Consider the following 12,051-nt stretch of genomic DNA (forward strand, 5'->3'; position numbering starts at 1 on the left):
GAAGCGATTCGGAGCTATTTTAGGCAGCCCGGGTTTGAGCGTTTTTTGAAGCTGCTCGCGAGGCAGTATATGGCCTCCAAAGAGGGGGTAAGAGGGTATGTGACGCTTACGACCATTAGTGATATTGAACGAGAAACGCTTGATAATTTTTACAGAACGTACAGTCCTCCGGTACCGGGCGAAACAAAACGGTATTCGTTGAAGAAGTTCGAGAAGCTTTTAAAAGATAACCGATTCGAGCTGACGATACCAAAGCTGCTCGAGCTGTTAAACGGTGAGCCGGTTCTGACGCGTCGAGAGCAGGCCATCCGAATAAATTTGGAATGGACCAGCATTATCCAATCCGTAATTGAGGAAGTATGTGTGACGGGTGGTGAAACCGATAATGGCATCTTTAGCTGGGTGCAGGGGCTTATAGATGATTCATCACCAGGTTCCCGCACTCTCAGAATCGTGTTTGCCAAGTCTCCGGAGGAAGCGCACAGGTGTCTCAAGCTTTGTATAGTTGCTTTAAAAAGCAGCGTTGCGGCGCAAGGCAGCAAGCCTATTCGGTTGCCTGTTTTGGCGGTGGAAATTACGGGCGACGCACATGCATTGGACTGGAAGACTCCGCTTGGGCGTCTGTTCTGGTGGGGGCTAACGGCGATCCAAGAGCTGTCGTTTGCGCCTATGCTGGAAGATAGCCAGCTTGAATCTGCGGATTTGACGCCTGCCAATAACTCGCAAGCCATTTTAATCCGGGAAGGGTACCGCCGAGGCGGTGTTTCCGACGACGATCTTTCCTCTCAAGTCATGCTTTACGCGCCGGAGCTGTTTGGCGTGCGGGAAGAGCGCATATTGACGCTTAGACAAGTAGAGCAATTAACCGCGGAGCGGTTTGGACAGCGTTGTTTTACGCGCATTCATATGGTAGAGAATCCGTCTGTATTTGCCGAACTGATGGATGCGGATGCGCAGAAGAGAGAAGAAACAAATAGTGATATCCCGCCTGTTATCATTTGCGGAAACGGTCAGCCTGCAACGGCTGTAATTAAGCTGCTTGATGTACTGCTCAGCTGCCGTGAGGGAATTATGTTGTATTATGCAGGAGATTTGGATCCTGCCGGACTCAGCATTGCGCGAGGCTTGCAGCTGCGCTATCCGGATGCTTTTCGTGCTTGGCGCATGGATACAACTCAATATCTCCGATATTTCCATAAAGGAATTCCATTGAGTGAAACAGATTGGTCGCGTTTGGCCGAATCTCAATACGATTGGGACTCAGCTTTAGCAGAAGCTATAAATGACAAGCGAGTCAAGCTTCATCAAGAGTTGTGGATCACCGAGCTGCTTCAGGATTTAAAGCGTTTCTGAAAGAAGGAAGCTGAGGCCATCTTCGAACAAGGGTTCCGTCTCCTTCGCCTCCATTAACATGAAGGCCGACCGTATGAGGTCGGCTTTCTTCAAAGATATGAATTTCAAGATTCCAAGCCTATCCATATGGTTCGACCGATCCTTATGAGGGGCGAGTGCTGATCGATACGGGGCTCGGAAGTACGCTTTTCAATGCTGGCTTGGTTGGAGATATTGGAATCGTTCCTGAAGAGAATGATAAATGAAATGACTGTCAGCCCGTTTTCGTAATAGTGATGTATGTAGCATCTCCAAACACCAAACAATTTCAGCATCACACTCCGACGAATTGTGGTCTTGCACAGCTACGCTTCGCCTCCACCATGTAAATTCACAACCGCATGAGGTTGTCGATTTTTGCTTTATATACTTAAAAAAGTTTGATAAAATGTATATACGTTATAAAAGTTATTACTGTTATAAGGTATAACTTATTGAGTGCTGATCATACTATGGAAAGGAGAATGTTATATGAATGGTGTGGTGAAAATGACGAATGATAAACGGAATGTGACGCGTTATTCCCGCAAAATAGGACGAATGGGAAACAGTTTGGGTGTAAGCTTGCCTAAAAGTCTTGCTGCAAAGCTAGATGTTTCGCAAGGGGATGAGATTGAATTCATTGAAAATGATCGTGGTGAAGTGGTATTGAAAAAGGTTCGACAAAGTAAGCTGCCCGATCATGTCCGTCCTGAAGTTCTGGAAGCTTTCTTTGATATCTTTGAAGAGGATAAGGGAATTCTTGAGGATTTAAAGGACCGATGATATGACTAATTTTCTGACCAAGGAAGAAGTAATCGCAGCACACTATTTTATGATGAAAAGAATGAATGACGCAGATCAAGCAGGCGTGAAAGATCATGGTTTGCTGGAATCTGCGGTACATAGACCCGGGCAAAGTGTATTTGGAGAAGATGCTTATCCAACTTTATTTGACAAGGCTGCAGCGTTTCTCGAATCTCTAGTGAAGAATCATTGCTTTCATAATGGTAATAAGCGGACAGCCTATCTGGTTACAAAGTCATATTTGATGTTGAATGGATACCATCTGCGAATGGAACGTATATATGCGGTAGAATTTATAGTCGATATTGCAAAAGGATTACATACTTTGGAGACTATCGTTCATATTCTTGAAGAGCATGCTGAAGAAATCTAATTTAAAGCGGCTGCTCAGTTGATATCAAAGCTGCAACTATACCTGTGGCGTGATCTTCGGACAGGGGTTTAACCCCCTTGCTTCCACCAATACCATGAAAAAAGGCACCGTGACAGGTGTCTTTTTTGCATTATTGGGTTATATAGCAGTTAAAAAGCAGAAGCGGTTGTAACAAAAGAAGGACCGGCACATTTTTATTATCGAGGATCCGGACGGAAATCAAATTCTGTTTGATCAGCATCGATAAAAAGAGCCCTTCGCCCCGTAAAAGCTTAAGCATTGACGGGGCGAAGGGCTCTGTCCTCTTTTATAAAACTTTCAGACGATCCAAAGTCTATTTCGCGTTCTTATCCGGCTGATGAATGCCAAAAAGATTTCCTTCCGTATCGATATAATATCCCTGCCACGCCATACCAGGAAGAGCGTATTTCGGCATGGCAATCTTGCCTCCAAGACTAATAATTTTAGCTTCGGTAGAATCGTAATCTTCCACCCCCATCGTACAGGCATAGCCATTCATAGGCTGACCTGACTCAGGGGAAGGGCCTTGACGCTGCATCAAAGCTCCATTAATTCCAGGTTCATCGGCGTCGCCGGTTACAGCTCCAAAATAAGGCATTCCAGCGTATTCGCTCCAATCCTCAAATGTCCATCCAAATACCTCTCCATAAAACTTCTTGGCACGTTCCATATCATCTACATGGATTTCGAAATGAACTAATCTTCCCATAATTACCTCCTATTTTTGACATGCTTAAAACTTTCTTTATTATGTTTCCCTTTCCTACCTCTTTATAAATAAATTATGGAAAATATCTAAAGGAATAAATAAGCATGCTTCCTATGAAGCCAACGCTTCCTTCGTAATCTGCTCAATGTCGATCGGCGATCTGGATGCTTCACGAACGATATCGGGTAAAATATGCTCGAGAAAATAGGTTACGCAATGAAGCTCGATTCCCTTAATTTTGATAAGAGCACTTCGATACATTACGATAAATTCTTTTTCCGAATTCCCTCGCTGAAGCTCTGCTATGGCTTCATAGACTTGGTCGAGCTTATCGGCCACTTCCAATATTCTGCCTTCTACCGAATCGTCTTTGCCTTCCCGCAGCTGTCTGCGGAAAATAGGCTGAAATTGCTCCGGAATATGCTCGTCGATAAAATGAGCAACCATTCCTTCTTCTACTTTTTGCAGCATGGCGCGCAGCTCGAGAGAATAGTGTTTTACAGGCGTTTTAATATCCCCGATAAAAATTTCCCCGTAATCATGACTGCTGGTAATTTCGTACAGCTTCTTCCAATCCACATTAACGCCATTGCTCTCTTCAATATCCGCCAATGTTTTGGCATATTGAACGACCTTCCAGGAATGAGCGGATACGCTATGCTCCTGAAATTTGAATTTGCCTGGGCAACGGATAATTCGCTCTAAATCGGTTAACGATTGGAAATACGTATGAATACCCATATGGCAAGTTCCTTTCTTGTACGGAATGTATGGTGTAGCGGTATATGAAAAGTATAAATTCCAATTGTTAATAGATAATTAAACTTGAAGGAAGTTATGATCTTTAAGTAGATCGGAATCGATAAGCTTCACCTGTGCAACCTTTCTCAAACAAAGCACGTCTAAGGGGCTGGAATGACTTAACATCCAAATAACGTACAACGTGGAAGGAGCTTTATCACATGCACAAGAAAAAGCTGATCGTATTGTTAACGGCTGCCGGATTGCTCGGGACTACGGCTGTTGTAGGAGCGTCGGGCGTGGTGGAGAAGGTGAACGGCTTTTTGAAGAAGGACGTAAAGGTTCTGATCGATGGTGAAAATACTTCGCTGACACCGGTTTATATCAATGGCAAAGCCTATATTCCGGTACGCGACGCTGCGGCCGGTTTGGGATACAGCGTAAACTACGACGCTAAAAACAAAGAAATCGAGCTGGACACTATTTCCGACGACGAGGAAGCCGATTACATAGACGGAATCGGCGTTATTGTCGACGTAAAAGCGGATGGCGCAGACCGGTATCGAATCGAGCTGCTCGGCAAGGGCGCTAACTCCTGGGTTATTTTATATGCAGATAAAGAAACCGTCATTAAAGACGCAGACGGCAAAGACTTTGCAGCCAAAGATTTGAAAGCCGGCATGGAAATTACGGCCGAATACGGACCGGTTATGACCATGAGCTACCCGGGACAATCCCACGCCGCTTCGATTACGGTCGACGCGCAGCGGTTGATCAAGGAAGAAGCCATTCAATCGGTTGAACGCACGAACGATGGCTGGCAGGTCCGGTTTGGCGAAACGAAAGACGGAGAAACCGTCACAAGCCTGGTCCTGAACGCAGGCAAAGAAACGAGCGTTCTGACCGCTCAAGGAGAATCGGTCAAGTGGGAGGATTTGAAAGCCGGAACGAAGGTGCGCGCTTATTACGGGCCGATTATGACGAAGAGCCTTCCGCCGCAAAGCCCGCTGTTCTATCTCGTCGTGCTGTCTGATCTGCAAACCCCGGAAGGCAAATTGACGGAGGAAGCGGCGCAAGAATATCGTGATTTGGCATGGGCACAAGTAGCGAAAGAGCAAGCTTCCCATATTACGACGAAGAAAAATGAAGCGCCTGTACAGATCGTTGCTGCAAAGGACGCGTATGTCATGGGCTCAACGGACGAACAAAAGAAATTGTTTGAAGAGATTAAGGCCGCAGGCGGCAATCTGGTAACGGTAACGTACAATACCGATCAGGATGCGCTGCTTGGACCGTTGGTCGTCGCGTTTGATTTTGAATCGAAGCAGTTCCTCGGGTATTATCCGAGAAAGTAGTTTGGTGAAAGAATGCGGAGCAGGATATGATCCTGCTTCGCTTTTTTTTTATAAGCATCAACAAAAATCAGTCACCCGCAGCAAAGGCCTGTTGTATGGCCTATTTACCGGGTTCTTGTACACCCATTCGGCGGTTTCCAAATATAATATGGCTGACAATACATTGGAAAGGAGTGCCGCCATGGAGATTGTTGTGAATATGACTAGTCCGATGCCTAATTCAAAATACGGCGTTAAGGTGATCGACGGTATAGTAACGCTAAGCAGCCCATTTGTGACTTACCGGGTGATCGGGTCGACGTCCGTGAACAAGCTGGTCATTGCCGGAGCCGTTTCGGTTGTGTTGGACAATGCGGTGATTACGACAGCAACGGCCAATGCTCCGATTTCAATAGTCACCGGAAATGTGGATATCCGATTCGCGGGTAACAATCGATTGGTAAGCCTGGGCGCTTCTGCCGCTTTAGGCAAAGCGGGTCTGGAAATATTGGAGTACGGCAGCCTTACCATTCGCGAAGATTTTCTTGTACCGGGAAGTGCTTTAACGGCGGTAGGCGGCTATGGCTCGGCAGGCATTGGCGGCAGCTTGAATGCAAGAGGCGGCAATCTGACCATTATGAGCGGTCATATTACAGCAATCGGCTATTCGACAACCGCCGCGGGCCATGTCAGCGGCGCGGGAATAGGGGCGGGTGCGTCTACCGGCGCGGCGGGCTCCTTTTTTGGCAGCATTACGATTAACGGGGGAACGATAAAAGCGAGCGGCGGAAGCGTCAGAAGCAACGGCGGGGCAGGCATCGGCTCGGGCCATGCGGACGCGGGTTCGTCCTATGTGGCGATGATTACGATTAATGGCGGGGACATATCGGCTAAAGGCGGCGATTTCTCCGATCGGTATAGCGGAGCGGGAATCGGCTCGGCCTGCGCGGGCGCCAATGCGATATCGAGAGTAGGGAGCATCGAAATAAACGGCTCGAACACGAAAGTGACGGCAACCGGCGGCTCAATGGTCGGCTCTACGGGGAGCTTCGGCGGAGCGGGAATCGGCTCTTCCTGGCCGGCGGCGACCGGCGGCGAATCCAGCGTAGGCGATATCGCTATAAGCGACGGCTGTGTGAATGCGATTGGTGCGGCTGTCGCTAGCTTTACGGGAAGCGGCATCGGCGCGGCGGGCACCAGCATGGCCGCCGTTTCGAAGGTGGGAAGCATCGTCATTCACGCAGGGCGGATTACGGCAGCCGGAGGCAGCTGCACGGAGCCGGACTCTCAAGGCGGAGCGGGAATCGGATCGGGTTATGCGGCCGGCGGCGGGATTTCGACTGCGGGATCTATTGTGATTTTTGGCGGAGAGGTTACGGCGACGGCTTCGCAGACGCTACAGGGCGGGGCGGGGATTGGAGCCGGCTCGGCTCAAGGATCGAATGCGACGACGCAAGTGCAGCATATTATCATCTCCGGCGGAAATGTAACCGCAAAGGGCAGCCCGATCGGCGCCGGCATCGGTACGGGCGGAATCCATAGTCCGGCTATCCGCAACGTATGGGCCAAAACCGGGAGAATTGAAATTTCCGGGGGCAGCGTAACGGCAGCCGGGTATAGAAACTCGCCGGGCATCGGCCCGGGAACGGCATCTTCGAACAGCACATGCGCTGTGGCAAATATTCGAATTACCGGCGGAACGGTAACGGCCGGAGGCTCGTCATTCGATAACGGCTCCATGGGAGGCGCGGGAATCGGTACGGGCTTCGGCAACGGCGGAACTTCGCAGGTCGGCAGCATCGAAATTTCAGGCGGCGCGGTTATTGCCGATGCTTCCAGCGAGTTTAGCGGTGCCGGCATCGGCGCAGGGGGAGCGGCTTGCGGCAGTGCCGGCGGCGCAAGAGGCATGTCGATTGTCGGACACATACGAATCAGCAGCGCGGTGATCAAGAGAGCGGCCGGAGGAAGTCATCCGCTTACCGATTCCGGCGTTGGCATCGGTGCAGCTTCCGCTTTGCACGGTGCCTATTCCAGGGTACATGAAATCGTTATTGAAAATTCCACATTAGAAAAAATTTACGGAAGCTCAGGAGGCGCGGCAATCGGCACAGGCAGGGCGGATTCGGACTGCAGCCAAGCTTCGGTAGGCTCTATCTCGATAACGGGCACCGCCTTCGGAGAGGTAATCGGCGGGAACTTCGGCGCCGGCATTGGCTCGGGCAGCAGTACGGGAGGACGCGCAGCATCGGTGATTGGCACCTATCGCGGCACCGGTCTTGCAGCCGATTGGAAAAATTGGGAGCTTGGGGATATTCTCATCTCCGACTCCTTTTTTGCCGAGATTGCCGCTTACCCGTATACGGATGCCGTGGGCTATATTCTTGCCGGAACGGGAATCGGTTCGGGCGCAGCCGGTGCCGGGTCAACCGCAAGCAGGCCGGGCGGCATTACATGGATCGGCAATATCCGAATGGAAAACGTAGAGATTGCAAGCGTCGAAGGCGGAAAATTGGCGCCCGGCATCGGCTCGGGCTGCTCGACAAACGGCGGCGAGAGCCGTGTGCATGCCATCGTCCTGCGCAATACGAGGATTGAATACACAAAAGGCGGAAAGTGCTGGACCGGAGCGGGATTTGAGTACGACAGAGGCGCGGGGATCGGGGCAGGTTATGCGAATGATTTTGGCTTCGAGGAGCCTTTCATTCAATATTCGTACGGCGGAACCTCAACTGTTGGCGTTATCCGGATGGAGAACACCCGAATCGGAGGCGCATACGGCGGCCTCAGAGCTCCGGGAATCGGCGCAGGCTGTACGGAAAACGCGAACCCCGCCAATGCCGGAATGATAGCTGCCGTATCGCATATCCATACGATCTGCATCCTTCATCATAGCAAGGTGACCGCTTTTGCCGGAGCGGATGCCAACGGGATCGGCATATCGGAAGTCGCTTACTCGCAAAGAACGTCAAAAAATGCCGCAAATCCCTTAATGAAAGGCACGTCTCATGTCGAAGAGCTGCAGATCGAAAGCACCGCCTTGGTTGCGGCTTATGCCGTCAATTTTCCTGCGATCTGGACCGGTCTTCCTGCCTCTATGCTCGGCGAAGCTCCGCCTCCGGCAGGCCGCGTCTATAAGGATGATGCATTTAACCGGCGGAACCGGCTGTGGACGGGTTTAACAAGCGGCGAACAAGCGATGACGGCGGAGCAATGGCTTGCCATAGGCGGATGGTCCAATAAGGCGAGCACTCCGGCGATTGTGGTAAACGCGACTTTTTACAAAGGAAGGGATATGGACGGGAAGCACGGGATTAACCGTTTCGATGCTTCCAAGCCGCTGGTCCTTGCTTCGGATAGCCCGGGGGGCGAGACGAGCGTGATGATTCCGCCTCCGTTTTGCTATTTCGCTTTTACGAGCGGTGATCCCGAATCCGGATTAAGGCTGCCTGCGGAGCTGGCGGGCACGGCCGGCGGAACGGATTTTCGGCTGAAGGTGTACGACATTTGGCGCAAAAAAACGGAGGAACGCCTTCAAGAATACAAGCCGCAAATAAATCAACAAGCGTCGGAGGAAGTGATCCCCGCGATCACGGCGATTCCGGCAATTCCGGCGACTACCGCTCAAATCGCGCATTCCGCGACGGCAGTAAGACAGGCGGCAGTCCCAAAGCCGGCAACCGGAAATCGCTCTAATCCAGGCGGAAACAGCAGTCGAAAATCCCGCAGACGCGAAACCGGCACCCGCCATACCGGCAGCCATAAAACGAGCGGAAGCAAATCAAACGGCCGGCGCCTCCCAAAAAGCCGTACTGTCCATAGAGCCTTAGCGGACAGTCGTTCCCTTGGCGTATCCGGAGGGAGGCTCCGCACAGCCCGGCATGGCGCGCCGGCTTTATTCCAGCGGAAGCCTGGCCCGGCGGCGAATCAGGCGGCGTCCCCCTCCGTTTGAGGGTGGGTATGCCGTCGCTATCAGCGAGCCGAAGAGAGTCGCAGCTCCCCGCCTAAGACTTAGTCTTTGAGGCCAGCAAAGGCCGCATTCGGCTCCAAATCTTGCGCATAAGCGCCCGGTCTGCCGCCGATTGGCCCGGCTCCGGCTTCGCCAGCGCTTGACGGATTGGCAAAATCCGGTATTTCACGCCGCCGGCGGTCTTGATCCGTGTCGACCAGGTGGGGATGTGGGCGGCTTTTGTAACTTTTACTTTTCCGTCGCTGTCTTTTTGGACGGTCAGCTGAACGATGACGCCGCAGTTGGTAGCCGGGTTGCGGTAAATGCGGGTAGCGATAAAATTACTGAGCGAATAGATGACATAACGGCCGTTCTTAGTGAGAAAGGCCGGCTGCAGAACGTGGGGATGATTGCCCAGAATAATATGCGCACCGCTTGCGAGCAGCAGGTTGACGAGGCGCCGGGATTGCTTTAAAGGGTAATGGCGGCATTCCCGTCCGATATGCAGGCATGCCACGACGACATCGACCTCGCGCGCAAGCCTGCGGATATGGTCGGCGGTTTTGCTGGAAGTGGCGGGAGTCACCTCATTGACCATCCAGGCTTTTCCTTGAGGGAGCGGGATTTTGTTCGTTCCTTTGGAGTAGCTGACAATGCCGACCTTGATGCCGTTTACCGTGAGAATCAGATGATTATCCGCACCGGGATCGGAAGCGTAAGTGCCCGTATGCGCCAATCCGTTGTCGTCCAGAACCTGAAGCGTGCGGACCAGCCCTTTCTCGCCCCGGTCCATGCAATGGTTGTTCGCGGTGGTCAAGACATGGAAGCCGGTTTCTTTCAGAGCGGGCGCCAGATCGTCCGGACAGTTGAACATGGAGAAGCCTGTACGCGCATTCGGCTGCGTATAGCGGTCCTCCCGGCCCGCGAGCGGTGTCTCCAGGTTGCCGATAACCAGATCGGCTTGCTGGAGCAAGGGGGCTACGTGCTGAAAGATCGGCTTGAACGCATATTTGTTTTCGCCGGCTTGTTTGGCCGTTGTCAGGATGGGCCCTATCATCAAAATATCCCCGACGGCAGCCAGCTTGAATTCCGTAGTCAAGGTATCCGTATCCTTTCATGCCTAAGGTTATTTGCTTATGTCATCGTATGACGGGCGAATGCACATGGTGAGCGGAAACGGCCGCCAATTAGGCAATACCCTCTTTCCTTCCCGGTTTATCCGGCATAAAATAGCGTGCGGAACGATTCAGGGACGATTATGTTTTTCAAAATATAAGAAAGTATAAATTCCACTTGATAGTGGACTTATTTTTCATCGCGAAACGAGCTTTTGCCGCCAAAGGACGGCGTCAGCCGTTTACGCTTGAGGGGGCGGCAATTTGGAGCTGACAGCCACTAGACGAAGGCCGATTATAGCGGTTACGGGAAGTGCGGGCAAGACGACCACCAAGGAAATGATTGCAGCCGTGCTGAGAAGGCGGTGGAGCATACTCAAATCTGCGCATAACAACAATGCTCCCAGCGCTACAAGAAGGCATGCCAAGCTGATTCGCTCCTATCACCGGGCGGCGGTCCTGGAGTACGGCATGCAGTTTTATAACAATATCAAATGGCATTGCCAGCATTTGCAGCCGACTATCGGAGTGATTACAAATGTCGGCAGGGCTCATGTCGGCAACTTTGGCGGTCGAATTGAAGGGGTGGCTAAGGCAAAGTCCGAGCTGATCCGTTATATGAAGCCGAGCGGTACCCTGCTGCTGAATGCGGACGACCCCAACTCCAAATTGCTGCATACAAAAGGATTCAAAGGTAAAATCATTCGGGTGGGCATGCGAAGCCATGCGGATTACAGGGCCTTCGACGTGAAATATGCAAGCGGAGGAATGAGCTTTAAGGTCATGCTGAACGGAAAAGCACATGGCTTCTATATTCCTGTGTTTGGAAGACATAACATTTTAAATGCCCTGTTTGCCATTGCCATCTCGCATCGTTTCGGGTTCACGCCTCAAGAAATGCAAGCCGGGCTTCGTTCGTATGCAAGGCCGAATAGACGCCTGAAGGTCCACCGCTTAAGACGGAATATCAGGCTGATCGACGATTCGTTCAGCTCCAATCCCGACGCCGCGAAGGCTGCGCTTGATGTTCTGGCGAGCGTTGGCGCCGGCCCCAAAATAGCGGTGCTCGGTTCCATGATGGAGTTAGGCCGGTATACGGTCAAGGGACATCGGGAGGTCGGGAGATATGCCGCGGGTAAAAAGCTCAGCCGCTTGTATACGCTTGGCGGAGCGGGCAGGCACATTGCGGCCGGCGCGAGAGAGGCGGGCTTCCCCGCAGGCCGGATTTATAGCTATGCGGGCAAGCCTCAGCTGCAGCGGGCACTAAGCCGTACGCTGGAATCGGGCGCTACGATTCTCATTAAAGGCTCGCACGGCCTTGGCATGAGCTCGATGGTGCCTTACTTGAAACGAAATGTCTGAATAAATGAAACCACAACCGGCTGCGGTTGTGGTTTATTAGTTTTCCTATGCTGCCTGTCACAAGTAGGAGAAATTAACCATTTTTAAAGCCGTCGTCCTCCAACAACAGAATCATATTGATGTCATTGTATAAGAGATTTTGTAGAAAAGGTTGCAATAGTATTATCAATATATTAAATATGTATTTGTGAGGATGAGAAGGAACGCGGCCGGGTAAAGGAGGGGTGCGGGGATCAGGCGTGCGACGACAGGTTGTCCTCAAAACCATAATT

General features: G+C 51.4%; 9 protein-coding genes. 6 read left to right on the top strand and 3 right to left on the bottom strand.

What is annotated here, in order from left to right; genetic code table 11:
- Window positions 1-99: 99 nt before the first annotated feature.
- The 3 genes from KP806_RS24280 to KP806_RS24290 all read left to right on the top strand — a co-directional run bounded on the left by KP806_RS24280 (window position 100) and on the right by KP806_RS24290 (window position 2,551).
- The gene (locus KP806_RS24280; RefSeq protein ID WP_318153790.1) at window positions 100-1,353 is read left to right on the top strand and encodes a TIGR02679 domain-containing protein; all 1,254 of its coding nucleotides are present in this window, start codon (window positions 100-102) and stop codon (window positions 1,351-1,353) included.
- Window positions 1,354-1,863: 510 nt separating this feature from the next.
- Window positions 1,864-2,157: an AbrB/MazE/SpoVT family DNA-binding domain-containing protein gene (locus KP806_RS24285; RefSeq protein WP_224726343.1), complete on the top strand. Its 294-nt coding sequence runs from the start codon at window positions 1,864-1,866 to the stop codon at window positions 2,155-2,157.
- Window position 2,158: 1 nt separating this feature from the next.
- Complete coding sequence (locus tag KP806_RS24290; RefSeq protein ID WP_224726344.1) at window positions 2,159-2,551, top strand: type II toxin-antitoxin system death-on-curing family toxin; 393 nt, start codon at window positions 2,159-2,161, stop codon at window positions 2,549-2,551.
- 334 nt (window positions 2,552-2,885) lie between these two features.
- Here the strand turns inward: KP806_RS24290 and KP806_RS24295 are convergent, their stop codons facing one another.
- Complete coding sequence (locus KP806_RS24295) at window positions 2,886-3,281, bottom strand: VOC family protein (protein ID WP_224726345.1); 396 nt, start codon at window positions 3,279-3,281, stop codon at window positions 2,886-2,888.
- 111 nt (window positions 3,282-3,392) lie between these two features.
- Window positions 3,393-4,022 (bottom strand): HD domain-containing protein, encoded by a 630-nt coding sequence (locus KP806_RS24300; protein ID WP_224726346.1) that lies wholly within the window; start codon window positions 4,020-4,022, stop codon window positions 3,393-3,395.
- Between the two features lie 221 nt (window positions 4,023-4,243).
- Here KP806_RS24300 and KP806_RS24305 point away from each other — a divergent pair, with 221 nt between their 5' ends.
- Both KP806_RS24305 and KP806_RS24310 read left to right on the top strand, forming a co-directional pair.
- Window positions 4,244-5,377, top strand: coding sequence for a copper amine oxidase N-terminal domain-containing protein (locus KP806_RS24305; RefSeq protein WP_224726347.1), 1,134 nt, complete (start codon window positions 4,244-4,246; stop codon window positions 5,375-5,377).
- Between the two features lie 181 nt (window positions 5,378-5,558).
- Complete coding sequence (locus KP806_RS24310; protein WP_224726348.1) at window positions 5,559-9,305, top strand: hypothetical protein; 3,747 nt, start codon at window positions 5,559-5,561, stop codon at window positions 9,303-9,305.
- Between the two features lie 52 nt (window positions 9,306-9,357).
- On the opposite strand, the gene KP806_RS24315 is transcribed toward KP806_RS24310, so the two are convergent.
- Window positions 9,358-10,401, bottom strand: a complete 1,044-nt coding sequence (locus tag KP806_RS24315; protein WP_224726349.1) for a CapA family protein — start codon at window positions 10,399-10,401, stop codon at window positions 9,358-9,360.
- A 280-nt stretch (window positions 10,402-10,681) separates the two neighbouring features.
- On the opposite strand from KP806_RS24315, the gene KP806_RS24320 reads away from it, so the two are divergent.
- Complete coding sequence (locus KP806_RS24320; RefSeq protein WP_224726350.1) at window positions 10,682-11,779, top strand: UDP-N-acetylmuramoyl-tripeptide--D-alanyl-D-alanine ligase; 1,098 nt, start codon at window positions 10,682-10,684, stop codon at window positions 11,777-11,779.
- Window positions 11,780-12,051: the final 272 nt, after the last annotated feature.

Source organism: Paenibacillus vietnamensis (assembly GCF_020169515.1).
Classification (GTDB): Bacteria; Bacillota; Bacilli; order Paenibacillales; family Paenibacillaceae; genus Pristimantibacillus; species Pristimantibacillus vietnamensis.